Annotated in this window: 29 protein-coding genes and 1 pseudogene; 22 read left to right on the top strand and 8 right to left on the bottom strand. The window is 71.7% G+C overall.

The genetic code is table 11. The features are described 5' to 3' along the window. Window positions 1–74: 74 nt before the first annotated feature. The gene (locus ACFYZE_RS14880; protein WP_388993460.1) at window positions 75–551 is read right to left on the bottom strand and encodes an RrF2 family transcriptional regulator; all 477 of its coding nucleotides are present in this window, start codon (window positions 549–551) and stop codon (window positions 75–77) included. 152 nt (window positions 552–703) lie between these two features. On the opposite strand from ACFYZE_RS14880, the gene ACFYZE_RS14875 reads away from it, so the two are divergent. After that, the gene (locus ACFYZE_RS14875) at window positions 704–1,432 is read left to right on the top strand and encodes an SDR family oxidoreductase (RefSeq protein ID WP_388992838.1); all 729 of its coding nucleotides are present in this window, start codon (window positions 704–706) and stop codon (window positions 1,430–1,432) included. A gap of 160 nt (window positions 1,433–1,592) precedes the next feature. Here ACFYZE_RS14875 and ACFYZE_RS14870 read toward each other — a convergent pair whose 3' ends face one another. Continuing rightward, entirely contained in the window at window positions 1,593–1,766 is a 174-nt protein-coding gene (locus ACFYZE_RS14870; protein ID WP_200418851.1) for a CsbD family protein, read from the bottom strand. A gap of 210 nt (window positions 1,767–1,976) precedes the next feature. Here ACFYZE_RS14870 and ACFYZE_RS14865 point away from each other — a divergent pair, with 210 nt between their 5' ends. The 7 genes from ACFYZE_RS14865 to ACFYZE_RS14835 all read left to right on the top strand — a co-directional run bounded on the left by ACFYZE_RS14865 (window position 1,977) and on the right by ACFYZE_RS14835 (window position 7,794). After that, on the top strand, window positions 1,977–2,144 hold the full coding sequence (locus ACFYZE_RS14865; protein ID WP_103837521.1) for a hydrophobic protein: 168 nt from the start codon (window positions 1,977–1,979) through the stop codon (window positions 2,142–2,144). Window positions 2,145–2,399: 255 nt separating this feature from the next. Beyond that, window positions 2,400–2,771, top strand: a complete 372-nt coding sequence (locus ACFYZE_RS14860) for a holo-ACP synthase (protein WP_388571499.1) — start codon at window positions 2,400–2,402, stop codon at window positions 2,769–2,771. 97 nt (window positions 2,772–2,868) lie between these two features. After that, the gene (locus tag ACFYZE_RS14855; protein WP_388992834.1) at window positions 2,869–4,302 is read left to right on the top strand and encodes an NAD(P)H-hydrate dehydratase; all 1,434 of its coding nucleotides are present in this window, start codon (window positions 2,869–2,871) and stop codon (window positions 4,300–4,302) included. A 202-nt stretch (window positions 4,303–4,504) separates the two neighbouring features. After that, window positions 4,505–5,668, top strand: coding sequence for an alanine racemase (gene alr, locus ACFYZE_RS14850; protein WP_388992830.1), 1,164 nt, complete (start codon window positions 4,505–4,507; stop codon window positions 5,666–5,668). A 68-nt stretch (window positions 5,669–5,736) separates the two neighbouring features. Then, window positions 5,737–6,966, top strand: a complete 1,230-nt coding sequence (locus tag ACFYZE_RS14845; RefSeq protein ID WP_388992827.1) for an alpha/beta fold hydrolase — start codon at window positions 5,737–5,739, stop codon at window positions 6,964–6,966. Further along, window positions 6,935–7,462 (top strand): tRNA (adenosine(37)-N6)-threonylcarbamoyltransferase complex ATPase subunit type 1 TsaE, encoded by a 528-nt coding sequence (gene tsaE / locus ACFYZE_RS14840; RefSeq protein ID WP_388992824.1) that lies wholly within the window; start codon window positions 6,935–6,937, stop codon window positions 7,460–7,462. Before ACFYZE_RS14845 ends, tsaE begins: the two co-directional genes overlap by 32 nt. A gap of 149 nt (window positions 7,463–7,611) precedes the next feature. Continuing rightward, window positions 7,612–7,794, top strand: coding sequence for a hypothetical protein (locus ACFYZE_RS14835; RefSeq protein WP_388992821.1), 183 nt, complete (start codon window positions 7,612–7,614; stop codon window positions 7,792–7,794). Between the two features lie 47 nt (window positions 7,795–7,841). Here the strand turns inward: ACFYZE_RS14835 and ACFYZE_RS14830 are convergent, their stop codons facing one another. Beyond that, complete coding sequence (locus ACFYZE_RS14830; protein WP_388992818.1) at window positions 7,842–8,393, bottom strand: hypothetical protein; 552 nt, start codon at window positions 8,391–8,393, stop codon at window positions 7,842–7,844. A 123-nt stretch (window positions 8,394–8,516) separates the two neighbouring features. Here ACFYZE_RS14830 and tsaB point away from each other — a divergent pair, with 123 nt between their 5' ends. From tsaB to ACFYZE_RS14795, 7 genes are all read left to right on the top strand, one after another. Further along, on the top strand, window positions 8,517–9,170 hold the full coding sequence (tsaB, locus tag ACFYZE_RS14825) for a tRNA (adenosine(37)-N6)-threonylcarbamoyltransferase complex dimerization subunit type 1 TsaB (protein WP_388992815.1): 654 nt from the start codon (window positions 8,517–8,519) through the stop codon (window positions 9,168–9,170). Window positions 9,171–9,178: 8 nt separating this feature from the next. After that, on the top strand, window positions 9,179–9,709 hold the full coding sequence (rimI, locus tag ACFYZE_RS14820) for a ribosomal protein S18-alanine N-acetyltransferase (RefSeq protein ID WP_388993457.1): 531 nt from the start codon (window positions 9,179–9,181) through the stop codon (window positions 9,707–9,709). Beyond that, window positions 9,702–10,799: a tRNA (adenosine(37)-N6)-threonylcarbamoyltransferase complex transferase subunit TsaD gene (gene tsaD / locus ACFYZE_RS14815; RefSeq protein ID WP_388992812.1), complete on the top strand. Its 1,098-nt coding sequence runs from the start codon at window positions 9,702–9,704 to the stop codon at window positions 10,797–10,799. The genes rimI and tsaD overlap by 8 nt, the downstream gene beginning before the upstream one ends. Continuing rightward, window positions 10,796–11,053, top strand: coding sequence for a hypothetical protein (locus tag ACFYZE_RS14810; RefSeq protein ID WP_388992809.1), 258 nt, complete (start codon window positions 10,796–10,798; stop codon window positions 11,051–11,053). Before tsaD ends, ACFYZE_RS14810 begins: the two co-directional genes overlap by 4 nt. Before the next feature lie 322 nt (window positions 11,054–11,375). Next, window positions 11,376–12,392, top strand: a complete 1,017-nt coding sequence (locus ACFYZE_RS14805) for an LCP family protein (protein ID WP_388992806.1) — start codon at window positions 11,376–11,378, stop codon at window positions 12,390–12,392. Between the two features lie 148 nt (window positions 12,393–12,540). After that, entirely contained in the window at window positions 12,541–12,897 is a 357-nt protein-coding gene (locus tag ACFYZE_RS14800) for a YciI family protein (RefSeq protein ID WP_388992803.1), read from the top strand. A gap of 44 nt (window positions 12,898–12,941) precedes the next feature. Continuing rightward, window positions 12,942–14,291 (top strand): RNA polymerase sigma factor, encoded by a 1,350-nt coding sequence (locus ACFYZE_RS14795; protein WP_388992800.1) that lies wholly within the window; start codon window positions 12,942–12,944, stop codon window positions 14,289–14,291. A gap of 173 nt (window positions 14,292–14,464) precedes the next feature. Here the strand turns inward: ACFYZE_RS14795 and ACFYZE_RS14790 are convergent, their stop codons facing one another. After that, window positions 14,465–15,685 carry a class I SAM-dependent methyltransferase gene (locus ACFYZE_RS14790; protein ID WP_388992797.1) on the bottom strand — a complete coding sequence of 407 codons (1,221 nt, stop codon included), beginning with the start codon at window positions 15,683–15,685 and terminating at the stop codon, window positions 14,465–14,467. 294 nt (window positions 15,686–15,979) lie between these two features. Between ACFYZE_RS14790 and ACFYZE_RS14785 the strand changes: the two are divergent. From ACFYZE_RS14785 to groL, 4 genes and pseudogenes are all read left to right on the top strand, one after another. Further along, window positions 15,980–16,081: pseudogene (locus ACFYZE_RS14785) on the top strand (polysaccharide deacetylase family protein); the annotation flags it as partial. After that, window positions 16,078–16,890 (top strand): polysaccharide deacetylase family protein, encoded by an 813-nt coding sequence (locus ACFYZE_RS14780; protein ID WP_388992795.1) that lies wholly within the window; start codon window positions 16,078–16,080, stop codon window positions 16,888–16,890. The pseudogene ACFYZE_RS14785 and the gene ACFYZE_RS14780, both read left to right, overlap by 4 nt. A 280-nt stretch (window positions 16,891–17,170) precedes the next feature. Next, a complete protein-coding gene (groES, locus tag ACFYZE_RS14775; protein WP_009190181.1) occupies window positions 17,171–17,479 on the top strand; it encodes a co-chaperone GroES in 309 nt (102 codons plus the stop codon). A gap of 118 nt (window positions 17,480–17,597) precedes the next feature. Next, window positions 17,598–19,223 (top strand): chaperonin GroEL, encoded by a 1,626-nt coding sequence (gene groL / locus ACFYZE_RS14770; RefSeq protein ID WP_388992792.1) that lies wholly within the window; start codon window positions 17,598–17,600, stop codon window positions 19,221–19,223. Between the two features lie 68 nt (window positions 19,224–19,291). Here groL and ACFYZE_RS14765 read toward each other — a convergent pair whose 3' ends face one another. From ACFYZE_RS14765 to ACFYZE_RS14755, 3 genes are all read right to left on the bottom strand, one after another. Next, a complete protein-coding gene (locus ACFYZE_RS14765) occupies window positions 19,292–19,999 on the bottom strand; it encodes an ester cyclase (RefSeq protein ID WP_388992790.1) in 708 nt (235 codons plus the stop codon). Between the two features lie 76 nt (window positions 20,000–20,075). Beyond that, window positions 20,076–20,849 (bottom strand): SDR family NAD(P)-dependent oxidoreductase, encoded by a 774-nt coding sequence (locus ACFYZE_RS14760; RefSeq protein ID WP_388992788.1) that lies wholly within the window; start codon window positions 20,847–20,849, stop codon window positions 20,076–20,078. Window positions 20,850–21,000: 151 nt separating this feature from the next. Next, on the bottom strand, window positions 21,001–21,675 hold the full coding sequence (locus ACFYZE_RS14755; RefSeq protein ID WP_388992786.1) for an MOSC domain-containing protein: 675 nt from the start codon (window positions 21,673–21,675) through the stop codon (window positions 21,001–21,003). Window positions 21,676–21,755: 80 nt separating this feature from the next. Between ACFYZE_RS14755 and ACFYZE_RS14750 the strand changes: the two genes are divergently transcribed. Continuing rightward, on the top strand, window positions 21,756–22,655 hold the full coding sequence (locus ACFYZE_RS14750) for a LysR family transcriptional regulator (protein ID WP_388992783.1): 900 nt from the start codon (window positions 21,756–21,758) through the stop codon (window positions 22,653–22,655). Window positions 22,656–22,897: 242 nt separating this feature from the next. Here the strand turns inward: ACFYZE_RS14750 and ACFYZE_RS14745 are convergent, their stop codons facing one another. Next, window positions 22,898–23,236, bottom strand: coding sequence for a WhiB family transcriptional regulator (locus ACFYZE_RS14745; protein WP_388992780.1), 339 nt, complete (start codon window positions 23,234–23,236; stop codon window positions 22,898–22,900). A gap of 379 nt (window positions 23,237–23,615) precedes the next feature. Between ACFYZE_RS14745 and ACFYZE_RS14740 the strand changes: the two genes are divergently transcribed. Then, window positions 23,616–24,227, top strand: coding sequence for a response regulator transcription factor (locus ACFYZE_RS14740; protein ID WP_003948568.1), 612 nt, complete (start codon window positions 23,616–23,618; stop codon window positions 24,225–24,227). Between the two features lie 293 nt (window positions 24,228–24,520). Next, complete coding sequence (locus tag ACFYZE_RS14735; RefSeq protein WP_055493219.1) at window positions 24,521–25,096, top strand: sigma-70 family RNA polymerase sigma factor; 576 nt, start codon at window positions 24,521–24,523, stop codon at window positions 25,094–25,096. The last annotated feature ends 128 nt before the right edge of the window (window positions 25,097–25,224 follow it).

Genomic DNA, 25,224 nt, shown 5'->3' with positions numbered 1-25,224 from the left:
GTCCACGGCACGAGCGGGGCGGGGAGGAGGTGGCCTGCTCCAGGTCCCACTCGCTCGGCGTTTCAGACTTCCGGTCAGACTTCCGGCATGGTCAGCCACGTGCTGATGCGGGCCAGTGCGGAGGGGCCGGAGTCCGAGGCGACGTCCTGGACCAGATCGGCGATGGTGACCGCGCGCAGGGCTTCGCGCCAGGCCGTGTCCGCGGCGGTCATCGCGCGGGCGATCGGGCAGGGCACGGTGCACGACTCGGCCGGCGTGGCCAGCGGGCCGCGCTGGCGGATCTCCGTGCAGGTGAACGCCTGGCCGGGGCCGTCGACCGCTTCGACCACATCGAGCACCGTGATCGAGGCGGGTTCCCGGGTGAGCACGTAGCCGCCGGACTTGCCCTGGACCGAGCGCACGAGCCCGGCCCGGGAGAGCGCCTGCAGCTGTTTGGCCAGATAGCTCGGCGAGACGTCGTGCAGTTCCGCCAGCCTGGTCGCGGGCACGGGCTCCTCGACCGACGTGAGCACGACGCAGCAGTGCAGGGCCCACTCGACTCCGCCGGACATCTTCACCCGCCCACTCTAATCAGACCGCTTGACTCGGACAATTTATGTCCGTGTATAGTCTCGGACAGATTGTGTCCGAGTTTGGCTCATGGCGCGCCCACGGAAGGGTTCATATGCCATATTGCGGACATATTCCCGACGAAAGGCGTGTCATGAAGTTCGCAGTCATCGGCGGTACCGGCCTGATCGGGTCACAGGTCGTCAAGGACCTGAACGCCGCCGGGCATGAGGCGGTACCGCACTCGAAGTCCACCGGAGTCGACGTCATCAGCGGCCAGGGGCTGGACGGGGCGGTGGACGGAGCCGACGTCGTCGTCAACCTGACGAACTCCCCGACCTTCGACGAAGCCTCCCCGGCGTTCTTCCGGACCTCGATGGACAACCTTCTGGCCGCGGCCCGCAAGGGCGGCGTCGGCCACTTCGTCATCCTCTCGATCGTCGGTGTGGACCAGGTGCCGGAGCTGGACTACTACCGGGCCAAGGTGCTCCAGGAGAACATCCTCGCGGGCGGCTCGATCCCCTACTCGATCGTCCGGGCGACGCAGTTCATGGAGTTCATGGACGCCGTCATGTCCTGGACCGCGGAGGGCGACACCGTCCGGCTGCCCGCCACGCCGATCCAGCCGATCGCCTCGAAGGACGTGGCCGCGGCGGTGGCGGAGGTGGCCGCGGGCGCCCCGCTGAACGGCATTCACAACATCGCCGGCCCCGAGATCTTCAACCTTGACGAACTGGGCCGGATCACCCTGTCCCGCAGGGGCGACACCCGCACCGTCGTCACCGACCCCACCGCGGGCATGTTCGCCGCCGTCAAGGGCGACGTCCTCACCGACAGGGACGCCCACCTCGCGCCCACCCGATACACCGACTGGCTCTCCTGACCCGCTCACGCCCATTGGGCGGGGCGAGGGGTTGCGGCAAGAGCTGACGGCCCGACATTTCTTGACGGTAATTCAGCATGCGCGACGCGGGAGAATGCAAAAGAAAAGCAGGTCCGGGCACCCATTCGGTGCGAGCGCCCGAACCTGCCCTGAGCGAGGCTCAGTGCCGGAAGACGTCCTTGGTCTTCTCCTTGGCCTCTCGGGCGTCGCCGCGCGCCTGCTCCATGCGGCCCTCGGCCTCCATGCGCTCGTTGCCGACGGTGCGGCCGACGCTCTCCTTGACCTTGCCCTTGGCCTGCTCGGTCTTGGCCTGCGCCTTCTGGTTCTCAGCCATGGGTGTCACATCCCTACGTCTTCACGGCGTTCGGTGACGTTCGGATTGCCCCCGTCGTGACGCGTAAACGTCACAGGAATGCGCTGTGCCGTGCGCGAGGATTCGCGGCGAACCAATCAGAATTCCACTGGAGGCCCTGAAGAAACCCGGGTTTTTCGATGCGTGCCGGGCCGTCGGCGGGGAACCCGCTCGGCCGGAGGTTGATGAAACATGGTTCCCTTGCTTCTGGTTCTTCTTCTGGCCCTGATCCTTTTCGGTGCGGGCTTCGCCTTGAAGGCGCTGTGGTGGGTTGCCGTCATCGTGCTGGCGGTGTGGCTGCTGGGCTTCGTCGTCCGCCCGGCGAGTGGCGGTCGACGGGGTCGCTGGTACCGCTGGTAGCGGCGCGCGTCGACACGCACCCAGGGCCCCGGCCGTGTCCGGGGCCCTGGGTGCGTCCGCCGGCGGACCCTGTCCCTGCTCGGTCCTCACATACGAGTGGGAAGGGTGAAAAGGCGCGTACCTCCCTGCTGCCAGGGCATCCGTGGCCCGTCGGGCGCCGGTGCACCAACCGGAACCAGCGGCCTCCAACCCGGCGCCCGGCCTTCGAACCGCCGCGCGGCGAAGGGGCGGTCAGCGCCGCATAGGGTGCCTCGCATGAGCATCATCGGAGTCGGCATCGACGTGGCCGAGATCGACCGCTTCCGGGCCGCGCTGGAGCGTACCCCCGGGCTGGCCGAACGGCTCTTCCTGGAGCGCGAGTTGCTGCTGCCCGGCGGTGAGCGGCGCGGGATCGCCTCGCTGGCCGCGCGGTTCGCGGCGAAGGAGGCGGTGGCCAAGGCGCTGGGCGCGCCGGGCGGGCTGCACTGGACCGACGCCGAGGTGTACGTCGAGGACAGCGGTCAGCCCCGGCTGCGCGTGACGGGCACGGTCGCGGCCCGCGCGGCCGAACTCGGTGTGCAGTTCTGGCATGTGTCGCTCAGTCATGACGCGGGTGTCGCGTCGGCGGTGGTCGTCGCCGAGGGATAGCGTGCCATCCCGGACCCCGGCCCTCGGACCGGGGTCCGGGCGGGCGTCTCCCGCGCCCTTCGTCATGGTGTGGGCGTGGTGGGGGAGACTCGGCCGTATGCGTACTGCGTACAGCGTGGAGACGGTGAGGACGGCCGAGCGTGCGCTCATGGCCCGGCTTCCGGAGGGGGCGCTCATGCAGCGCGCCGCCGCCGGACTGGCAGCGGCCTGCGCCCAGTTGCTGGGGCGGGTGTACGGCAGCCGGGTGGTGCTGCTGGTCGGCAGCGGGGACAACGGCGGCGACGCCCTGTACGCCGGGGCGCGGCTCGCCCGGCGCGGGGCCGGGGTGACGGCGGTGCCGCTGTCCCCCGAGAGGACCCATCAGGGCGGGCTCGCCGCCCTTCGCAGGGCGGGCGGTACGGTCGCGGACCCCTCCGACGCCGCCGAGGAGGTGATCCGGGCCGCCGACCTCGTCGTCGACGGGATCGTGGGCATCGGCGGCAAGGGCGGGCTGCGGCCCGACGCGGCACGGCTCGCCGCGCTCGCCGGCGCCTCACGCGCGGTCGTCGTCGCCGTGGACCTGCCGAGCGGTGTCGAGGCCGACAGCGGGGAGGTGCGGGGGGACGCCGTACGGGCGGACCTCACCGTGACCTTCGGTACGCACAAGCCGGCGCTGCTCATCGATCCGGCGCGGGAGTACGCCGGTTCCGTACGGCTCGTCGACATCGGACTGGAACTGCCCGAGGAGGCCGAGCTGGAGGCGTTGCAGCACGCGGACGTGGCCGCGCTGCTGCCGGTGCCGCGCGCCGAGAGCGACAAGTACCGGCGGGGCGTCGTCGGCATCGCCGCCGGGTCGGCGCGCTATCCCGGAGCGGCCGTGCTCGCCGTCTCGGGGGCGCTGCGCGGCGGTGCCGGTGCCGTGCGGTATGTGGGACCCGCCGGGAGCGCGGTGATCGCCCGCTTCCCGGAGACGCTGATCTCCGACCGGGGGCCCGCCAAGGCCGGGCGCGTGCAGGCCTGGGTGGTCGGTCCCGGAGCGGGCGACGACGCGGCGACCGTGGCCGAGGTGCTGGAGGCGGACGTACCCGTCCTCGTCGACGCGGACGGGCTCAGGCTGGCCGACCGGGATGCCGTACGCGCCCGTTCGGCACCGACGCTGATGACCCCGCACGCGGGCGAGGCCGCGGCGCTGCTCGGCGTGGCGCGCGAGGAGGTCGAGGGCGCGCGGCTCGCGGCGGTACGCGAGCTGGCGTCCCGCTACCACGCGACCGTCCTCCTCAAGGGCTCGACGACGCTGGTGGCGGACCCCGACGGTGGCCCGGTGCGCGTGAACGCCACCGGCACGCCGTGGCTGGCGACCGCGGGCAGCGGAGACGTGCTGTCCGGCCTGTCGGGGTCGCTTCTCGCGGCCGGCCTCCCGGCCCGGGACGCGGCGAGCGTGGCGGCCTACCTGCACGGCTTGGCCGGCCGCTACGCGGCGGACGGCGCGCCGACGGGGGCGCACGACGTGGCCGACGCCATTCCCGAGGCATGGCGCGACGTGCGGGGCTGAGCGGGTGGGCCCCGATGGGCCCTGGGGACGGCCCTGAATGGACGTGGACGGCCGTGGATGGGCGTGGACCGGCCTGGATAGGCGTGCATGGGCCCGGACCAGGCCCGGACCAGGCCCGGTTGAGGGACGCCGACTGCCGGAACGCTACCCGCCGGTACCGTCATCCCCGTGCCGTCCGGCCCCTCTGAGACACTGGGGCGCGATGGAACGTATCGAGACAGCACCCCTGCGTGCCCGCGCCGAGATCGATCTGGCGGCCCTGCGGGCGAACGTGCGTGCCCTGCGCGCCCTCGCGCCCGGCTCGGCCCTGATGGCCGTCGTGAAGTCGGACGCGTACGGCCACGGGGCCGTGCCGTGCGCCCGCGCGGCCCTCGAAGCCGGGGCCGAGTGGCTCGGCACGGCCACGCCGGAGGAGGCCCTCGCCCTGCGCGAGGCAGGGGTGCCGGGTCGCGTCCTGTGCTGGCTCTGGACCCCCGGCGGTCCCTGGCAGCGTGCCGTCGAGGCCGACGTCGACGTGTCCGTCAGCGGTCTGTGGGCCCTGGAGGAGGTGCGCGAGGCGGCCGCCGCCGCGGGCGTACCCGCCCGGGTCCACCTCAAGGCCGACACCGGCCTGGGCAGGAACGGCTGCCAGCCCGGCGACTGGCCGGAACTCGTCGCCGAGGCCGTGCGCGCCCAGGCCGACGGCCTGGTCACCGTCGTCGGCCTGTGGTCCCACTTCGCCTGCGCGGACGAACCCGGCCACCCCTCCGTCCAGGCCCAACTGGCCCGCTTCCGCGAGATGGTGGCGTACGCCGAGCAACAGGGCGTGCGGCCCGAGGTGCGGCACATCGCCAACTCGCCCGCCACGCTGACCCTGCCCGAGGCCCACTTCGACCTCGTACGCACCGGAATCGCGATGTACGGCATCTCACCGAGCCCCGAACTCGGCACCCCCGCCGACCTCGGACTGCGTCCGGTGATGACCCTGAAGGCGTCGCTCGCCCTGGTCAAGCAGGTCCCCGGCGGCCACGGCGTCAGCTACGGCCACCTGTACACCACCCCCGGCGCCACCACCCTCGGCCTGGTCCCGGTCGGCTACGCGGACGGCATCCCGCGGCACGCCTCCGGTACGGGACCGGTCCTGGTCGACGGCAAGCTGCGTACCGTCGCGGGGCGGATCGCCATGGACCAGTTCGTCGTGGACCTGGGCGGCGACGAGCCCCCACCCGGAACCGAGGCGGTCCTGTTCGGTCCCGGGGACCGGGGCGAACCCACCGCCGAGGACTGGGCGCAGGCGGCCGGAACCATCGCTTACGAAATCGTGACCCGGATCGGAACCCGCGTCCCGCGCGTCTACGTAAAGGTGAACGCGGAACAGGATGGGTAATCCACACGGGTGAGCCGGGGCAGACGTACGGCTGAACGGGCGGGGAGCCCGGCACGAAGGAGCGGGACGTGAGCGAGAGCAGTGCGGAGACGGCGGGGGCCGTCGCCGGCGCGACCGTCGCTGCCGCCGGCAACTGGCGTCTCGCCGGTCTCGCCGGCGCCGCGATAGGCGTGGTCGCGGCGGGTGCCGCGGCCGGTGTCGCGATCGAGCGGATGACGGTCGGCCGCGGCATGCGCAGGAAGGCCCGGCTGGCCCTCGACTCGGCCGGGCCCTACGGCTCCCTCCGCGGCATCCCCGGCAAGGCGTACGCGGACGACGGCACCGAGCTGTACTACGAGGTCGACGACGTCGAGCCGGAGAGGATCCCCGCGCAGCGCCGCCGCCGGCTCTTCGGACGCAAGGCCCCGGCCCCGGTCACCGTCGTCTTCAGCCACGGCTACTGCCTCAACCAGGACTCCTGGCACTTCCAGCGGGCCGCGCTGCGCGGCGTCGTCCGCACCGTGCACTGGGACCAGCGCAGCCACGGCCGCTCCGGGCGGGGCATGGCGCAGGCCGACGGCACGCCGGTCTCCATAGACCAGCTCGGACGCGACCTGAAGGCCGTGATCGACGCGGCCGTGCCCGAGGGGCCGATCGTGCTCGTCGGCCACTCCATGGGCGGCATGACGGTCATGGCCCTCGCCGACCAGTACCCGGAACTGATCCGCGACCGGGTCGTCGGCGTCGCCCTCGTGGGTACGTCGTCCGGGCGGCTCGGTGAGGTCAACTTCGGACTGCCCGTCGCGGGCGTCAACGCGATACGCCGCGTCCTGCCCGGAGTGCTGAGGGCACTCGGGCAGCAGGCCGAGCTGGTGGAGAAGGGACGCAGGGCCACCGCCGACCTGTTCGCGGGGATCATCAAGCGGTACTCCTTCGCGTCCCGGGACATCGATCCGGCCGTCGCCCGGTTCGCCGAGCGGATGATCGAGAGCACCCCGATCGACGTGGTCGCCGAGTTCTACCCGGCCTTCACCGACCACGACAAGACCAAGGCGCTCGCCCGCTTCGCCGACCTTCCGGTGCTCGTCCTGGCCGGCGTGCAGGACCTGGTCACCCCCAGCGAGCACAGCGAGGCGATCGCCGATCTGCTGCCGGACGCCGAACTGGTGCTCGTGCCGGACGCCGGGCACCTGGTGATGCTGGAGCACCCCGAGGTCGTCACCGACCGCCTCGCCGACCTCCTGATGCGCTCGGGAGCGGTCCCCGCAGGGGCTACCGTGGGGGGCTATGGAAGCACCAGCACCGCACAGCCCGGCTGAGGCCCCCACGCCGGACGTCACCGTCGAGCTCACCGTCACCTCCCCCGAACAGATGCAGGAACTGGGGCGCCGGCTGGCCAAGCTGCTGCACGCCGGCGACCTCGTGCTGCTGAACGGCGAGCTGGGCGCGGGCAAGACCACGCTGACCCGCGGGCTCGGCGAGGGCCTGGGGGTACGGGGGGCGGTCACCTCGCCGACCTTCGTGATCGCCCGCGTGCACCCCTCCCTCGGGGACGGCCCGCCGCTGGTCCACGTGGACGCGTACCGGCTGGGCGGCGGCCTGGAGGAGATGGAGGACCTCGACCTCGACGTCTCGCTGCCGGAGTCGGTGGTCGTCGTGGAGTGGGGCGAGGGCAAGGTCGAGGAGCTGACGGAGGACCGCCTGCACGTGACGATCCACCGGGCGGTGGGCGACACGACGGACGAGGTCAGGCATGTGACGCTCGCGGGGTTCGGGGAGCGGTGGACGCAGGTGGACCTGGGAGCGCCCCTTTAGGGCCCCGAACGGCGTGCACCATGCGGGTAACGTCCCGACAAGCCGTCGGCAAGATATTGCGCCGCGGGCGTCCGGCGTGGTCACATGGTCGGAAGGACCGAGGTCAGGTCTGCCTAACCCTGTCGCCCTCGCGACACCAGGAGGCGTCCATGCCGGCTTCAGAACGCGACGAGGCGCAGCCGCGCGTGGTGCCCGGGCCGCGCAACGTGTCGATGAAGGATCTGCTCGCCTCCTGCGCGGCGGCCAAGGCGGTCTCGACCCCGCCGAGGGACCCGGCGCCCGACACGCACCAGCCGGCTCCGGTGACGGAGGACCGGCGCAGGGCCGCGTAGAGCGTGGCGTCCGCGGCTTGACGACGACCGGGGCTTGACGACGACGGCTACTTGACGACGACCACCTTCTGGTTGATCGTCGCGAACTCCCACATCGCCGTGCCGTCCGCACGGCCCTCGCGGATCCCGCCCAGCTTCTTCGACGCGTCCGGCTTGGGCGTCGAGCCGTCCACGGCCGCGCTGAAGCCGAACACCACGCCGTCGCTCAGCGCGAACCGCACGATGTGCTCCACCTGCTTGCCGTCCGAACCGGTCCCGGCCGCGGTCCGGGACGTCACCGCGTACGTGCCCGGGGCCGGGTCCACCGTCCCCGGCATCACGGTGAAGGTCCGCTCCACCTTGTTGTCCGTGCCGACCAGCCACACCCGGTCGTCGTCGAGTGAGTACACCACCCGCTCCCCGGTGCCGGAGCCCCCGGGCAGCGCCGCCGGGTTCGTGCCCCGCGGGGCCTTGGACGCGCCGGCCCCCGGCGACTTCTTCACCTGCGGCTTGCCCAGCGTGTCGGGCACGTGCGCCGACGCCTGGTAGGCGAGGAAACCGACCGCGGCGACGGCCGCCACGGTGAGCCCGGCCACGAATCCCGAGCTGCTCCTAGCCACCCTTGCCCACCTCTCGACACCGTGCACGCGCTTGCGTCGCACACCTTTGCTGTGACGGTAGCAGCAGCCCCGGTGTGGACCGGCCCGGCCGTGCTGGGGGCGCGAGCGCCGTAGGCTGTTTGCGTGCTCTTGCTCGCTCTGGATACCGCCACCCCCGCCGTGACCGTCGCGCTGCACGACGGCACGTCCGTCGTCGCCTCGACGAGCCAGGTCGACGCCCGGCGGCACGGGGAACTCCTGCTGCCCGCCGTCGACCGGATCCTCGCCGAGGCGGGCACCCGGCTCGACGCCGTCACCGGCGTCGTCGTCGGCGTGGGCCCCGGCCCGTACACCGGGCTGCGGGTCGGTCTGATGACAGCCGACACGTTCGGACTCGCGCTCGGTGTGCCCGTCCACGGCCTGTGCACCCTCGACGGCCTCGCGTACGCCTCCGATCTGACCGTGCCCTTCGTGGTCGCCACGGACGCGCGCCGCAAGGAGGTCTACTGGGCGCGCTACGAGGACGCGCGCACCCGTGTCACCGAGCCCGCCGTCGACCGTCCCGCCGAGATCGCCGAGAAGGTCGCGGGCCTGCCCGCCGTCGGCGCGGGCGCGCTGCTGTACCCGGACACCTTCCCGGACGTCCACGAGCCCGAGCACGTCTCGGCGGCGGCCCTGGCCTCCCTGGCCGCCGAGAAGCTCGCCAAGGGCGAGGAACTGCCCGCGCCCCGTCCGCTGTACCTGCGCCGCCCCGACGCACAGGTGCCCAAGAGCTACAAGGTGGTCACGCCGAAGTGACCGAGCCCGTGACCCCGCCCGAGACGCCCCGGCTGCGCGAGATGCGCTGGTGGGACATCGACCCCGTGCTGGAGCTGGAGAAGGACCTCTTCCCGGAGGACGCCTGGTCGCGGGGCATGTTCTGGTCCGAGCTCGCGCACTCCCGGGGCCCGGAGGCCACCCGCCGCTACGTCGTGGCCGTCGAGGGCGAGCGCATCGTCGGCTATGCGGGGCTGGCCGCCCAGGGTGAGCTCGCCGACATCCAGACCATCGCCGTGGCCCGCGACCACTGGGGCACGGGCCTGGGCGGGCGGCTGCTGACGGAGCTGCTGCGCGCCGCGACCGCGTTCGAGTGCGCCGAGGTGATGCTCGAGTGCCGGGTCGACAACGTACGCGCGCAGAAGCTGTACGAGCGCTTCGGCTTCGAGGCCATCGGGTTCAGGCGCGGCTACTACCAGCCGGGGAACGTGGACGCCCTGGTGATGCGCCTGACCACCACGCCCGACGGCGACTTCGCCGCGGGCTCCCCATCAGTACGAGGAACCGAGATCAATGGCTGACCAACCCCTGGTCCTGGGGATCGAGACGTCCTGCGACGAGACCGGCGTCGGCATCGTCCACGGGACCACCCTCCTCGCGGACGCCGTCGCCTCCAGCGTCGACGAGCACGCGCGCTACGGCGGGGTCGTTCCGGAAGTCGCCTCGCGTGCCCATCTGGAAGCGATGGTGCCGACCATCGAGCGCGCGCTGAAGGACGCGGGTGTCTCCGCGAAGGACCTCGACGGCATCGCGGTCACCGCCGGGCCGGGACTGGCCGGAGCCCTGCTGGTCGGCGTCTCGGCGGCGAAGGCGTACGCGTACGCGCTGGGCAAGCCGCTGTACGGCGTCAACCACCTGGCCTCGCACATCTGCGTGGACCAGCTGGAGCACGGCGCGCTGCCGGAACCGACGATGGCGCTGCTGGTCAGCGGCGGCCACTCGTCGCTGCTGCTCTCCACGGACATCACCTCGGACGTACGGCCGATGGGTTCGACGATCGACGACGCGGCGGGCGAGGCCTTCGACAAGATCGCGCGCGTGCTGAACCTCGGCTTCCCGGGCGGCCCGGTCATCGACCGGTACGCCAAGGAGGGCGACCCGGAGGCGATCGCGTTCCCGCGCGGCCTGACCGGCCCGCGCGACCCCGCGTACGACTTCTCCTTCTCCGGCCTGAAGACGGCCGTGGCCCGCTGGATCGAGGCCAAGCGGGCGGCGGGGGAGGAGGTCCCGGTCCGCGATGTGGCCGCGTCCTTCCAGGAGGCGGTGGTGGACGTGCTGACCCGCAAGGCGGTGCGGGCCTGCAAGGACCAGGGCGTCGACCATCTGATGATCGGCGGCGGAGTCGCGGCGAACTCCCGCCTGCGCGTCCTGGCCCAGGAGCGCTGCGAGGCGGCCGGCATCCGCCTGCGGGTGCCCCGCCCCAAGCTCTGCACGGACAACGGCGCGATGGTCGCCGCGCTGGGCGCGGAGATGGTCGCCCGGGGCCGTCCTGCGTCGTCCTGGGACCTGTCGGCGGACTCGTCGCTGCCGGTGACGGACCCGCATGTGCCGGGCAACTCGCACGACCACGACCACGTGCACGAGGTGAGCAAGGAGAACCTCTACTCGTGACGGTCGCGCTGATGTGGGAGGCCCGGGCGGTCGCAGGCCGGGGCGAGGAACTGCTGGCCTGGGCCCGCGCCCAGGAGCTGACGCCCCCGCCCCTGCGCCGCGAGACCTTCCGGGCCCCGCAGGACCGCGTCCTCGTCATCACCTGGTGGGACGCGGAGTTCATTGCCGACCTCCCGGAACTGCCCGAGCCGGACGGGGAGTTGGTCACCCGGGCGGTGCACCGGTGGCGGTTCGAGTCGGTGACGGCGGACTGACGGACCTCAACTCCCGTCTCCTTCCGAATCTTTCGGGTGGTGCGTCGAATCTTCCGGGCATACGATCCCGCGCATGACTCCCGCCCGATCCACCGGCACGAACATGACCAACCGGGCCGTCTCGGGCCGGTGTTGACGTATCGGCCTCCGAAACTTTCGTGCCCCCCCCGCAGTGACGCCGGGCTGAGGGCAGGGTGAGAACGTGAGATTTTCCGAAGAATGACGTCCCGCTGTCTCTGCTCGCAATAATTCGGACTTATGTTCCTCCGTGTGGCTTCTGCTGACACGCACGGGGGCCGGGGACGGGGATGGTGACGGGGGCGTGGCAAGACGCGGCGGCCGGCGGACACGGCTGATCAGGTTCGTCGGCGCGGTGATCGCGTGCGGCGTCGTCCTCACGGCCGCCGGGGCGGCCTGGGCGTACTGGCATCTCAACCACAACATCAAAAGCGTCGACATCGACCGCGCGCTGGGCACCGACCGCCCGGCGCGCCCGACACCCTCGCCCTCCGCGTCCGCCTCACCCCTGCCGAGCGGCGCCCTGAACATCCTGGTCCTTGGCTCCGATTCGCGCAGCGGCAAGCAGAACGCCGCCCTCGGCGGGGGCGACGTCGCGGGTGCCCGTTCGGACACGGCGATGGTGGTGCACATCGAGGCGGGCCGCACGAAGGCCACCGTGGTCAGCATCCCGCGCGACACCCTCGTCACCCGGCCGTCGTGCCCGCTGGCGTCGGGCGGCAGGACGGCGGTGGCGTACGGGGTGATGTTCAACACCGCCTACGAGCTGGGCGGTCCGGTCTGCGCGGTCAAGACGGTCGAGTCGATCACACACATCCGCATGGACCATTTTCTGGAGATCGACTTCTCGGGGTTCGCCAAACTGGTGGACGCGCTCGGCGGCGTGACGGTGACCACGGATCAGGACATCGACGACGACAAGAGCCATCTGGACCTGAAGGCGGGCGCCCACCACCTCAACGGCAGCCAGGCCCTGGCCCTGGCGCGCACCCGGTACGGCATAGGCGACGGCAGCGACCTCGGCCGCATAGCTCTTCAGCAGAAACTCGTGAAGGCGCTGCTGGACCAGCTGGCCTCGACGGATCTGCTCACCGATCCCGCGAAGCTGTACCGGGTCGCCGACGCGACCACCGGCAGCCTGACCACGGACACGGGCCTGGACTCGCTGCCGGAGCTGACGCGCCTGGGCGAGAGCCTGCGGGGTCTGGCGTCGAAGAACGTGACGACGGTGATGATGCCGGTGGTGCCCGCCCCCTCGGACGCCAACCGGGTGGTGGCGAAGGAACCGGCGGCGAGCGAGCTGTGGGCGTCGCTGCGGTGAGGACGGCCCGGAAAAACGGCTCGGAAAAAACGGCCCGGAAAAAATCCGTGGAAGAAAATCCGCGGGCCGTGTCGATCCACGGCGTGGTCGTTCGACGCAAGGGGTGTGAGGCCGGGAACAGCCCGGCCGCCGTACCCGAGGAGTCACCATGCCGCGTTACCTGTCGATCGTGCGCGTCGACGAGACCACCGCGCCCGCGGAGGGCCCCAGCCCCGAGCTGATGCAGCGGATGGGCGAGCTGATCGAGGAGATCACCAAGGCCGGGGTCATGCTCGACACCGCCGGGCTCACGCCGGCCGCCCAGGGCGCGCGGGTGCGCTGGGAGGGCGGGAACCTCTCCGTCACGGACGGCCCGTTCACCGAGTCCAAGGAGGTGATCGGCGGCTACGCGCTCATGCAGTGCAAGGACAGGGCCGAGGCGATCGAGTGGGCCAAGCGGTTCGTGAAGGTGCACGAGGAGTACTGGACGATCACCTGTGAGGTCCGGGAGATCGCCGAGGCGTGAGCGCCGCTTTGCGTCCGCCCGCCGGGGGTGTTGCATGGTGGGCTGTGGAACAGCAGCCCGCCGCCCCCGCCCCCGACGGCCCGGTCGGCGCCATCGAGACCGTCTTCCGGATGGAGTCCCCGCGCGTCATCGCCGGCGTCGCGCGGATCGTCCGGGACGTCGGGATCGCCGAGGAGCTGGCGCAGGACGCCCTGGTCGCCGCGTTGGAGCAGTGGCCGCGGGACGGCGTGCCCGACAACCCGGGCGCCTGGCTCATGGCCGCCGCCAAGCACCGCGCGATCGACCTCGTGCGCCGCCGGGAGAGGTACACGCGCAAGCTGGAGGAGGTCGGGCGGGACCTCGAGGCGGCGCCGTACCACGTGGACGTGCCGTCCGACCCGGACGACATCGACGACGACCTGCTGCGGCTCGTGTTCACCGCCTGCCACCCGGTGCTGTCCGCCGAGTCCCGCATCGCGCTCACCCTGCGGCTGCTCGGCGGGCTGACCACCGCCGAGATCGCACGCGCGTTCCTCGTGCCGGAGGCCACCGTCGCGCAGCGCATCGTCCGTGCGAAACGGACGCTCGCGACGAAGGCCGTCGCCTTCGAGGTGCCGTACGGTCCCGAGCGGGAGGCCCGGCTCGGGTCCGTGCTCGAGGTCATCTACCTGGTCTTCAACGAGGGGTACGCGGCCACGGCCGGCGACGACCTGCTGCGCCCCGCCCTGTGCGAGGACGCGCTGCGGCTGGCCCGGGTGCTGGCCGAGCTGATGCCCAAGGAGCCCGAGGTGCACGGGCTGGCCGCGCTGCTCGAGTTCCAGGCCTCCCGCACGGCGGCCCGCACCGGGCCGGACGGCGGGCCCGTGCTGCTGAAGGACCAGAACCGGGCGCGCTGGAACCGCCTGCTCATCGCCCGCGGCATCGCCGCCCTCGGCCGCGCCGACACGGTCTCCCCCAAGCTCTCGGCTTCACCCCCGCTCTCGACTTCGCTCGAACGGGGGGACCCCCATGAGCAGGGGGGACTCCCATCGCGGGCTCCTGGCCCGTACGTCCTGCAGGCCGCGATCGCCGCGTGCCACGCGCTCGCGCACACGTACGAGGAAACGGACTGGGCGCGTATCGCCACCCTGTACGGTCTGCTGGCCGCCCGCTCCCCGTCACCCGTCGTCGAGCTGAACCGCGCGGTCGCCGTCTCCATGGCCGAGGGGCCGGGCCCGGCCCTGGAGATCGTCGACCGGCTGGCCGCGGAACCAGCCCTGGGCGGCTACCACTTGCTGCCGAGCGTCCGCGGCGACCTGCTGGCCCGGCTCGGGCGCACGGCCGAGGCCCGCGCGGAGTTCGTCCGGGCCGCCGCCCTCGCCCGCAACGAACGGGAGCGCGAGCTGCTCACGGCGCGTGCGGAGGACTGCCGCTAGGGCGTGTTGCGAAAGTCCCGTCGTCCGGCCGGAGACCGGGCCTCGCGGCGTCAGGTGCGTGCTCTCGGCGTGCCGGGTGGAAGCCCTCGTACTGGATGTACTTGGGGTTCCGCCCGGTGCGGCGAGAGTGGGTGCATGGCGTCGCGAGGCAGGCGGGACTTTCGCAACACGCCCTACGGCCCTTCGTTCGGATCAGGCCGGGCTGATCCGAACGAGAGACCCTGGACGGGGTGCCCGAGCAGCATGGTGGGCGCCCCGGCGACCCGGGTCAGGAACACGGTCACCGCGTGGGGGCCGTGCGGCTTGGGCAGGACCTTGCGGCGCAGTTCCTCCGGCTCGACGGCCGAGCCGCGCTTCTTCACGGTCAGGATCCCGACCTCCCGCTCCCGGAGCAGCGCCTTCAGCTTCTTCACGTTGAAGGGGAGCCGGTCGGTGATCTCGTACGCGGTGGCGTAGGGCGAGTCGCGGCGCCCGTCCGCCGTCACATAGGCGATCGTCTCGTCGATCAGGCCGCCGTCCACGTCCTGGGCCACCTCCGCCACCAGGTGCGCGCGGATCACGGCGCCGTCGGGTTCGTAGAGGTAGCGGCCGAGGGGGCGCACCGGCGGGTCGGGCAGGCCGCGACCGCGCAGCACGCGCGGTCCGGGCAGGAGGGTGGCCCGTACCTCTCCCGGCCGCGTGCCGAACCACAGCACCGCCTCCTTCACGTCCCCGCCGTCCGAGATCCACTCGGCCTCCGCCTCGTCGGGCACCGCCTCGTGCGGGATGCCCGGCGCCACCTTCAGGGCGGCGTGCGATGCGCGCAGAGCCGTGGCCACAGCCCAGGACAGCGGGGGCGAGTACGCCTCCGGGTCGAAGATGCGGCCGCGTCCTCCCCGCCGCGCGGGATCGACGAAGACGGCGTCGTACGAGGACACCTCCACCTCGGTGACGTCGGCCTCGCGCACCTCGATCAGGCCGGCGAGACCCAGCGCGTCGGCGTTGGCGCGCGCCACGGCGGCCGTGAGCGGGTCGCGGTCCACGGCCAGGACGCGGATGCCGGCCCGGGCGAGCGCGATGGCGTCGCCGCCCACGCCGCAGCACAGGTCGGCGACGGAGGTCACCCCGAGGGCCCGGAAGCGCTCGGCGCGGTGGGCGGCGACCGTGGCCCTGGTGGACTGCTCGACGCCGTTCGGGGTGAAGAACATCCGCTGAGCGTCGCCCACACCGAACTTCGCCGCCGCCCGCTCGCGCAGCCGTGCCTGGGCGAGGGCCGCGGAGACCAGCTCGGCGGGGTGCTCGCGGCGCAGCCGGGTGGCGACGGCCAACTCCCGCGCCGGGTCGGTGCCGCGCACCTCGTCCAGGAGGGCGCGGCCCTCGGGGGTGAGCAGGGAGGCGAAGGAGAGGTCGTTCACCCGGTCATTGTCGGCCAGTCGGTGGACGGCGTGCGCCGGGTCGCGGTGTCGGCCCGCCGCGGCCGACGGCGGCTGGAAGGATCCGGCACCATGCGACTCGTAGGACAAGATGACAAAAAGTGCGCAAAATGCACTGCTGTGCGTGTGCCGCGCTTGACGGGTCCCGGGTCGACGGTCGCGGCCCGCGCCGGCCTCGCCGTCCTGGCCGCCACCGCCCTCGCTGTCGGGTGCACCGGTAGCGAGGGGATGCACGGCGCGCACGGCCCACAGGAGCCCTTCAGGCCCCCGGCGGCGCGAGCGGACCGGAACGGCAAGATGCCCGACGTGATCCGCAGGTTCCTCGAGAAGGTGACCGACGAGGGGTACGCGGTGGCACGCCTGGAGGACCACCTGTGAGGGCACGGCGGCTGCGCGCACTGCTGGCCGCGGTCCTGGCCGCCGCGGTCCTGGCCGGAGCGGCCGGCTGCGCCCAGTCGGTCGACCCCATCGAACGGCTGGGCAAGAAGGCGGCGCAGAGGGTGCGCAGGTCGTACGGCCCGCACGAGGGGGCGTACCGCCGCTGGGGGCTCGCCGCCCCGCTCGCGCCACCGCCCCGCCCGGCCCGCCCCCTGCCGCGCCACGTCGAACCGGAGGACGAGGGGCTGCCGGAGGTCCTCGACCGCGTCCCCACCCACGACAGGGTCGTCTTCCTCACCTACGACGAGGGCGCCGAGCGTGACCCCCGGTTCGCCGAGATGGTCCGGGACCTGCGGCTGCCCGTCAGCGTGTTCCTCACGGACAGCCGCGACGGACCCGGGTACGCGCGCATCGGCCGGCTGCGGGCCGCGGGGGCGACCATCCAGAACCACACCCTGGACCACGCCGGACTGCGCGGCCGTCCCTACGCGGAACAGCGCGCCCAGATCTGCGCCGGGCGGGACCGTCTGCGCTCCCGCCTGGTCCGGCGGCCTCTTCTGCTGCGCCCGCCCTACGGCAGGTACGACCGCACGACGCTGCGGGCCGCGGCGGACTGCGGCATCAAGGCCCTGATCCTGTGGCGCCCGGCGCACGCCTACGGAAGGTCCACGGCCCTCCATCCGGGCGACATCCTCCGCCCCCACGAACCGGGCCGCCCCCAGACCTCCCTGACCACGGAGACCATCCGGGTCCTGCGCCGCCTGCAGTCGAGGGGCTTCACGGTGGCCCGCTTGGAGGACTACCTCTGAGCGTCCCGACAGGGGGGTCTGGGGAGGAGTCCCGGGGCGGTCACCCCACCACCGGGTGAACACCGACCGCCGGGCAACCGAACTCACCACGGCGCGCACCGCCCGCATTGGCACTCCGCTTGACCGAGTGCTAATCGCGGTCATAGTCTCGGCTCTGGCACTCACCACAGGAGAGTGCCAACAAAGCGACGGGCAGGTCCGGCACCCGCGACGACGGATCGACCTGGTCGCCACCTCAGACAGTTAACCCCGTGAGATCTCCGAAGGGGGAGGTCGGATCGTGACGACCGCCAGCTCCAAGGTTGCCATCAAGCCGCTCGAGGACCGCATCGTGGTCCAGCCGCTGGACGCCGAGCAGACCACGGCCTCTGGCCTGGTCATCCCGGACACCGCCAAGGAGAAGCCCCAGGAGGGCGTCGTCCTGGCCGTGGGCCCGGGCCGCTTCGAGGACGGCAACCGCCTTCCGCTCGACGTCAAGGTCGGCGACGTCGTGCTCTACAGCAAGTACGGCGGCACCGAGGTGAAGTACAACAACGAGGAGTACCTCGTTCTCTCGGCCCGCGACGTGCTCGCGATCATCGAGAAGTAGTTCACCCCGAAGCACTCCTGCTTTTGAGCTGCGCCCCTGGCCCCCGCGACCGATAAGAGAAGCCGGGCGCCCGGGGCGCAGTTCGTTCATCCAGATTTCCGAGAGGGCTCCCGCTGCCATGGCGAAGATCCTGAAGTTCGACGAGGACGCCCGTCGCGCCCTCGAGCGCGGCGTCAACAAGCTGGCCGACACGGTCAAGGTGACCATCGGCCCCAAGGGCCGCAACGTCGTCATCGACAAGAAGTTCGGCGCCCCCACCATCACCAACGACGGCGTCACCATCGCCCGTGAGGTCGAGATCGAGGACCCGTACGAGAACCTCGGCGCCCAGCTGGTCAAGGAGGTGGCGACCAAGACCAACGACATCGCGGGTGACGGCACCACCACGGCCACCGTGCTCGCCCAGGCGCTGGTGCGCGAGGGTCTGCGGAACGTCGCCGCGGGCGCCTCCCCGGCCGCCCTGAAGAAGGGCATCGACGCGGCCGTCAAGGCCGTCTCCGACGACCTGCTGGCCACCGCCCGCCCGATCGACGAGAAGTCCGACATCGCCGCCGTCGCCGCGCTGTCCGCCCAGGACCAGCAGGTCGGCGAGCTGATCGCCGAGGCGATGGACAAGGTGGGCAAGGACGGTGTCATCACCGTCGAGGAGTCCAACACCTTCGGTCTGGAGCTGGACTTCACCGAGGGCATGGCCTTCGACAAGGGCTACCTGTCGCCGTACTTCGTGACGGACCAGGAGCGCATGGAGGCCGTCCTCGACGACCCGTACATCCTCATCAACCAGGGCAAGATCTCCGCCATCGCGGACCTGCTGCCGCTGCTGGAGAAGGTCATCCAGGCCGGCTCCTCCAAGCCGCTGCTGATCATCGCCGAGGACCTCGAGGGTGAGGCCCTGTCCACCCTGGTCGTCAACAAGATCCGCGGCACCTTCAACGCGGTCGCCGTCAAGGCCCCCGGCTTCGGTGACCGCCGCAAGGCGATGCTGCAGGACATGGCGGTCCTCACCGGCGCCACGGTCGTCTCCGAGGAGGTCGGCCTCAAGCTCGACCAGGTCGGCCTGGACGTGCTGGGCTCCGCCCGCCGCGTCACCGTCACCAAGGACGACACCACGATCGTCGACGGCGCCGGCAAGTCCGAGGACGTCGCGGGCCGCGTCGCCCAGATCAAGGCCGAGATCGAGACCACGGACTCCGACTGGGACCGCGAGAAGCTCCAGGAGCGCCTCGCGAAGCTGGCCGGCGGCGTGTGCGTGATCAAGGTCGGCGCCGCCACCGAGGTGGAGCTGAAGGAGAAGAAGCACCGTCTGGAGGACGCCATCTCCGCGACCCGCGCCGCGGTCGAGGAGGGCATCGTCTCCGGTGGTGGCTCCGCCCTCGTCCACGCCTCCAAGGTGCTGGCCGACGGCCTCGGCAAGGACGGCGACGAGGCCACCGGTGTCGCCATCGTGCGCCGCGCGGTCGTCGAGCCGCTGCGCTGGATCGCCGAGAACGCGGGCCTGGAGGGCTACGTCATCGCCTCCAAGGTCGCCGAGCTGGAGAAGGGCAACGGCTACAACGCCGCCACCGGCGAGTACGGCGACCTGATCAAGGCCGGCGTCATCGACCCGGTCAAGGTCACCCGCTCCGCCCTGGAGAACGCGGCCTCCATCGCCTCCCTGCTTCTGACGACCGAGACCCTGGTCGTCGAGAAGAAGGAAGAGGAGGAGCCCGCCGCGGCCGGCCACGGCCACGGTCACGCCCACTGACGTACGACGCACGTCGCACAAGGCCCGGCGCCCCGAGGGGTGCCGGGCCTTCCGGCTGTCCCGGCGTCCTACCGCTCCAGCTCGTCCAGCGCCCCCAGCTGCTCCATCAGCCCCAGCTGGTCGTGCTGCCACCAGGTCTCGGCGATCTTCGCGTCCTCACCGAAGCGGAACAGGGTCATCCCGGTCATGGTGACCCTGCGGCCGGTGGACGGGATGCCCAGGAACTCGCCCTTGTGCGTGGCGTTCCAGGTCCACCGCGCACACACCCGGTTGCCCTGCTCCATCAGGTCCTCGATCGTGAAGGTGAAGTCGAAGGCGTCCCGCCACATCCGGTACTCGCGCCGGATGGCGTCCAGGCCGATGGTGTCCTGCGGGTTGACGGGGTCGTGGCTGTGGCAGCCCTCGGCGATCAGGTCGTTGAGCGGTGGCAGTTCGCCCGCCGTCGCCAGCGTGTCGAACAGGCGTCGCACCGCATCCGTGTACAACTGCTCGTCCCGCACCACCTCCAGATCGACGAAGGTGGGCATCTCGTCGCACAGGGCGACCATCTCGCGGAAGACCTGGTCGGTCTCCGGGAGGTTGGAGTTCCGCATCGCGTCCTCGTAGGAGGGGAACTCCACGATCTCGATGAAGTGCGAGGCGTCGGACCGGTCCCTGCCGATCACGTCGTGGGTCGCCGTCCGCCTGCCCCTGGTCTTCTCGACCCATCTGTCCATGATCCGGTTCATCTCGTCGAACCGGCTGGTCCTGCAGTCGATGAGCTGCACGAATGTCATGACGCCGCCTCCGGCCCCCCTGGGTCCTGACGCAGATATGCCCCATTTTCCCACCCGAGGGGCGGCGTCACCCGTGCTACTGAGGCCCGTACTTGCGTCCCGTCCGCGAGCTGATCCCGCCCAGCAGCGCGCGCGGCGTCACCTTCACCATGCCCATCAGCACCTTGTACCGCGGGTCCGGGATCGACAGCGTCTTGCCGCGGGCCAGGTCGGCGAGCGCGGTGGCGACCAGCTTGTCCGCGTCCAGCCACATCCAGTTCGGGATGTTGTCCGTGCCCATCCCGGCCCGCTCGTGGAACTCGGTGCGGACGAAGCCCGGGCACAGCGCCATCAGCCGTACGCCCGACCCGGCCAGGTCCTTCGCCGCGCCCTGCGTGAACTGCACGACCCACGCCTTCGACGCCCCGTACGTGCCGCGCGGCACGAACGCCGCGACCGAGGCCACGTTGACGATCCCGCCGCGACCGCGCCCCCGCATCGCCTCCGCCGCCGCGCTCGTCAGCCGCAGCACCGCCTCGCAGTGCACCTTGAGCATCCGCAGCTCGTCGGCCATCGAGACGTCGAGGTAACGGCCCTTGTTGCCGAAGCCCGCGTTGTTCACGAGCAGGTCGACGGGGTTCTTCAGGTCGGACAGGCGCCTGGCCACCGCCTCGATGCCCTCGTCGGTCGCCAGGTCCGCCGTCAGCACCTCGGCCTCGATGCCGTGCCGGTCGTGCAGCTCGGTCGCCTGTTCCCGCAGCCGCTTGGTGTCGCGCGCCACCAGGACGAGGTCATGGCCGTCGGCGGCCAGCCGCCGTGCGAACGCGGCGCCGATGCCCGCGGTCGATCCCGTAATCAGAGCCGTTGTCATGACCCAACGATAGTGACCGGAGTCGGCGAGTCCGCCTGGTGGACCGGGCATTTTCACCGGTTGCGCCGCCAACGTTCATGCGCCCGGGACCAGTGCCCCAACAGGCAACGCTCGCCCCGTCGCGGCGGGGCGAACGTTGCCTGCCGGGGCACTAGTTCCGCCCCGCGTACTTGCGCGCGTACTCCCGTGCCGCCGTCACGCTCTCCGGGTGCAGCGCGTCACCCGCCGCCAACAGGCGCGGCAGCAGGTGCCGTTCCGTGGTCACCGCCCGGAACTGCAGGGCGACGGTGACGTCGTGGTCGGGACGGTGCACGACGGTGATGGGGTCGCCGGCCCGTATCTCACCGGGCTCGATCACACGCAGATAGGCGCCCGGGGCACCCTTGTGCGTGAACCGCTTCACCCAGCCGCGCTCGCCCAGGTGCTCCTGGAAGGTGCGGCACGGAATCCGCCCACAGGTCACCTCCAGCACCAGCTCCGTCCCGATCCGCCAGCGCTCGCCGATCCGTGCGCCGGCCACGTCGAGCCCCTCGGTGGTGAGGTTCTCGCCGAAGGAGCCGCTCGGCAGCGACCGGCCCAGCTCGCGCTCCCAGCCGTCGAGGTCCTCCCGGGCGAACGCGTACACCGCCTGGTCGTCACCGCCGTGGTGCCGAAGGTCGCACACCGCGTCCCCGGCCAGTCCGCTCGCGCCGGTCCCCTTCGGCCCGGGCGCGGTCACCCGTACGGGCCCGTCCACCGGCCGCTTGTCGATGCCGGTCAGACCCTCCGGCTGGTCGGTGTAGTCGACGGCCACGGGCCGGCCCACGTTCAGTGACAGAAGCTTCATGCCCGCACGGTAAGGGACCTGCGGTCAAAGCGTCGACGCATTATTCGCGTCCCTGCCCAAGGTTCGCTTATGCTCGCGGCGTGATCGAGGCTCGACATCTCCGTGTGCTGCGCGCCGTGGCCGCCACCGGCTCCTTCTCGGCGGCGGGACGCGAGCTGGGCTGCACCCAGCCCGCCGTCAGCCAGCAGATGAAGGCCCTGGAGGGGTCCGTCGGCACGCCGCTGCTGGTGCGCAGCGGTCGCGAGATGCGCCTGACGGAGGCGGGCGAGGCGCTGGTACGTCACGCGGCGGGCATCCTGGCCGGGCTGACCGCCGCCGAGGAGGAGGTCGCCGCCATCGCGGGCCTGAGGGCCGGCCGCGTCCGCCTCGTCTCCTTCCCGAGCGGCAGCTCCACACTGGTCCCGACCGCGCTCGCCGCCCTGCGCGCCGCGCACCCGGGCACGCGTGTCTCCCTGGAGGAGGCCGAGCCGCCCCAGTCCGTGGAGAAGTTGCGCGCCGGTGACTGCGACATCGCGCTGGCCTTCCGCTACGAGGGCGCGGAGGCGGGCGTCGAGGAGTGGGACGACCTGGTGGTACGCCACCTGCTCACCGACCGGCTCGTCGGGCTCGTCCCCGAGGGGCACCGGCTGGCGCGTGCGGAGTCGGTCTCCATCGGTGAACTCGCGGAGGAACCGTGGATCGCGGGCTGTCCGCGCTGCCGGGGACAGCTGGTGCAGGTCTGCGCGAGTGCCGGATTCACCCCGCGCATCGACTTCGCGACGGACGACTATCCGGCGGTGGTCGGACTGGTCGGCGCCGGCCTCGGCGTGGCCGTCCTGCCGGGGCTCGCGGTCGAGTCCGTACGTCCGAGGGGGGTGCGCCCGGTCGCGCTGGAACCGGCGGTACGGCGGGAGATCGTCGCCCTCACGCTGCCGGACCTGGCCCAGGTGCCGGCGGTGGCGGCGACGCTGGGGGAACTGGCGCGGGCGGCCGTGCGATAACGGATCCCTGGCGGAGACTCTCGCTCGGCGGCGGGTTCTCGCACGCGGCGGCGGTCCCCGAAGAGCGGTGACGACGCCCTGAGGCGGGTGCGGAACGGCCCCGGCAAATCCCCCTGAACGGCCCGACCCCGTGAAACGACCCCCTCGCGGGCGGTGCCTGCCCCCTGAAACAGCCCCCTCGGGGCGGTACAGCGCCCCAACCCCGGGCACATGTGCGTGCCCGCGACTGAAAAAACGTTCCTTCAGTTGGTCGAGGCGGCGTGGTCGTGGCCTCCGCCGGCCGTCGAGGCCGGTACCAGCCGGTTCCGCGCCCGCCCCATGAGCTCCTCGCGCTCGTCCTCGGTCAGCCCTCCCCAGACCCCGTACGGCTCGCGCACCGCCAGGGCGTGGGCCGCGCACTCGGCGCGGACGGGGCACCTCATGCAGACCTCTTTGGCCGAGTTCTCGCGAGCGCTCCGGGCCGCCCCGCGTTCACCCTCCGGATGGAAGAAGAGCGAACTGTCGACCCCACGGCAGGCCGCATGGAGCTGCCAGTCCCACAGATCCGCGTTCGGACCGGGAAGGCGGGAGAAATCTGCCATTGCGTGTCCCCTTGTTGCCGTTCTGGGCGGATATGGGTTCTCGACCGTGCAACGACGATCTTATGAGATGAAAATATGACTCATTGCGAATCTAGCGCCAGACACCAGCTAACGGGAAGAAAAGCGGCTAAATGGGGCATAGGTTGTGATGAAAGTTGGGGGTTACGCTGCGCGTGTCTGCACCGTGTTCGTGCCCTCACGTACAGTGCCGAAGATGGCTTGCTGCACCGTAACTCTTTCGAGTGACCATCGTTGAGAGTGCGGAGGCGGTTGAAACAACAAGCGCTCGGGCAGGCGTCCGAGGGCGTCGACCGCACAGGTGACGATTCGTACCAGCCTGGAGGCTCAAGGTGACGCGCATCAGCTGCGGAGGGCGGTCATGACATCCGTCCTCGTCTGCGACGACTCCCCGCTTGCCCGAGAGGCGCTCCGCCGCGCGGTGGCGACCGTGCCCGGTGTCGAGCGCGTGACGACAGCGGCCAACGGCGAGGAAGTCCTCCGCCGCTGGGGGGCCGACCGTTCGGACCTGATTCTGATGGACGTACGCATGCCCGGTCTGGGCGGCGTCGAGACCGTGCGGCGACTGCTGTCCGCCGACCCTGGTGCGCGCATCATCATGCTCACCGTCGCGGAGGACCTGGACGGGGTGGCGCTCGCGGTCGCCGCCGGCGCGCGCGGCTATCTCCACAAGGACGCCTCGCGTGCGGAGCTGCGCGCGACCGTCACGCAGGCCCTCGCCGACCCGACCTGGCGGCTCGCCCCCAGGAGGCTGCGCTCGGCCGAGATGGGTGCCGCGCCCACGCTCACCGCGCGCGAGATCCAGGTGCTCGAGGGCATGAGTCACGGCCGTTCCAACGCGGAGATCGGCCGTGAGCTGTTCCTCTCCGAGGACACCGTGAAGACGCACGCCCGGCGTCTGTTCAAGAAGCTCGGCGCGTCCGACCGCGCACACGCGGTGGCGCTCGGCTTCCGGTGGGGCCTGGTCCGCTAAGTGGACCACCGCGGGGGTGCGCAGATCCCCGCCTGCCGCAGGGCGGGCGGGGCACGGCGACCTCGGGGAAGCTCCTCCCTCGAGCCGCCCGGCGAAGGGGCCCGCCCGGTGCCCGCTGCTCGTTTCGTCGCGGATGCCGCATCCTTGAGGGTGTGGAGTTCCTCGGGGACGAGTCGATCGAGCGGGAGGGGAGGGCGCAGGAGATGAGTTCCGGCGCACCTGCTCATAACGCTTCGGTGCACAACTACGGACGCAGTGCCACGGACCGTACGACGCCGAGGCACCATGGACCGATGCGCGACGACGAGACAACGCTGATCGGTGCGCTCGTCCATCGCGCCGTCGACGGCGACGAGCAGGCGACCCACGACCTGCTCGCCCGCGTCCACCCTCTGGCGCTGCGCTACTGCCGTACGCGACTGTCCCGGCTGCCCGGCGACGCCCGGCACTTCGTCGAGGACCTGGCCCAGGAGGTCTGCGTCGCGGTCCTGCTCGCCCTGCCGCGCTACAAGGACACGGGCCGCCCCTTCGAGGCGTTCGTCTTCGCGATCGCCGCGCACAAGGTCGCGGACCTGCAGCGGGCGGCGATGCGCCACCCCGGCTCGACGGCGGTCCCCTCGGACGAGATGCCCGAACGACCGGACGACTCTTTGGGCCCCGAGGAGCGTGCCCTGCTCAGCAGCGATGCCGAGTGGGCCAAGAAACTCCTCGCCAACCTCCCCGAGAACCAGCGCGAGCTGCTCCTGCTGCGCATCGCCGTGGGCTTGACGGCGGAAGAAACGGGTCAGATGTTGGGAATGTCACCGGGAGCGGTGAGGGTGGCCCAGCACCGGGCCCTGAGTCGCCTGCGGGCGCTCGCCGAGCAGTAGCGAGTTCCTTTCCGCCGCGACGGCGACCGGCCACGACGGCGTGGTTCCGGCGGTGCCGAACTCGTTTGCCCGTCGGGACGAGGCCTTCGGGCCTCATGCATGAACAGGCGGCTCACCGACTCCGTAGG

Origin of the sequence: Streptomyces sp. NPDC001796 (assembly GCF_042892355.1) — a bacterium.
Taxonomy (GTDB): Bacteria; Actinomycetota; Actinomycetes; order Streptomycetales; family Streptomycetaceae; genus Streptomyces.
This window is presented reverse-complemented; position numbering and strand designations above follow the sequence as displayed.

What these genes read in the sequence shown, in the direction of transcription:
- ACFYZE_RS14880 (WP_388993460.1), bottom strand. Translation starts at nt 551, where the DNA reads ATGTCCGGCGGAGTCGAGTGGGCCCTGCACTGCTGCGTCGTGCTCACG.
- ACFYZE_RS14875 (WP_388992838.1), top strand. Translation starts at nt 704, where the DNA reads ATGAAGTTCGCAGTCATCGGCGGTACCGGCCTGATCGGGTCACAGGTC.
- ACFYZE_RS14870 (WP_200418851.1), bottom strand. Translation starts at nt 1,766, where the DNA reads ATGGCTGAGAACCAGAAGGCGCAGGCCAAGACCGAGCAGGCCAAGGGC.
- ACFYZE_RS14865 (WP_103837521.1), top strand. Translation starts at nt 1,977, where the DNA reads ATGGTTCCCTTGCTTCTGGTTCTTCTTCTGGCCCTGATCCTTTTCGGT.
- ACFYZE_RS14860 (WP_388571499.1), top strand. Translation starts at nt 2,400, where the DNA reads ATGAGCATCATCGGAGTCGGCATCGACGTGGCCGAGATCGACCGCTTC.
- ACFYZE_RS14855 (WP_388992834.1), top strand. Translation starts at nt 2,869, where the DNA reads ATGCGTACTGCGTACAGCGTGGAGACGGTGAGGACGGCCGAGCGTGCG.
- alr (WP_388992830.1), top strand. Translation starts at nt 4,505, where the DNA reads ATGGAACGTATCGAGACAGCACCCCTGCGTGCCCGCGCCGAGATCGAT.
- tsaE (WP_388992824.1), top strand. Translation starts at nt 6,935, where the DNA reads ATGGAAGCACCAGCACCGCACAGCCCGGCTGAGGCCCCCACGCCGGAC.
- ACFYZE_RS14835 (WP_388992821.1), top strand. Translation starts at nt 7,612, where the DNA reads ATGCCGGCTTCAGAACGCGACGAGGCGCAGCCGCGCGTGGTGCCCGGG.
- tsaD (WP_388992812.1), top strand. Translation starts at nt 9,702, where the DNA reads ATGGCTGACCAACCCCTGGTCCTGGGGATCGAGACGTCCTGCGACGAG.
- ACFYZE_RS14800 (WP_388992803.1), top strand. Translation starts at nt 12,541, where the DNA reads ATGCCGCGTTACCTGTCGATCGTGCGCGTCGACGAGACCACCGCGCCC.
- groL (WP_388992792.1), top strand. Translation starts at nt 17,598, where the DNA reads ATGGCGAAGATCCTGAAGTTCGACGAGGACGCCCGTCGCGCCCTCGAG.
- ACFYZE_RS14765 (WP_388992790.1), bottom strand. Translation starts at nt 19,999, where the DNA reads ATGACATTCGTGCAGCTCATCGACTGCAGGACCAGCCGGTTCGACGAG.
- ACFYZE_RS14760 (WP_388992788.1), bottom strand. Translation starts at nt 20,849, where the DNA reads ATGACAACGGCTCTGATTACGGGATCGACCGCGGGCATCGGCGCCGCG.
- ACFYZE_RS14755 (WP_388992786.1), bottom strand. Translation starts at nt 21,675, where the DNA reads ATGAAGCTTCTGTCACTGAACGTGGGCCGGCCCGTGGCCGTCGACTAC.
- ACFYZE_RS14745 (WP_388992780.1), bottom strand. Translation starts at nt 23,236, where the DNA reads ATGGCAGATTTCTCCCGCCTTCCCGGTCCGAACGCGGATCTGTGGGAC.
- ACFYZE_RS14740 (WP_003948568.1), top strand. Translation starts at nt 23,616, where the DNA reads ATGACATCCGTCCTCGTCTGCGACGACTCCCCGCTTGCCCGAGAGGCG.
- ACFYZE_RS14735 (WP_055493219.1), top strand. Translation starts at nt 24,521, where the DNA reads ATGCGCGACGACGAGACAACGCTGATCGGTGCGCTCGTCCATCGCGCC.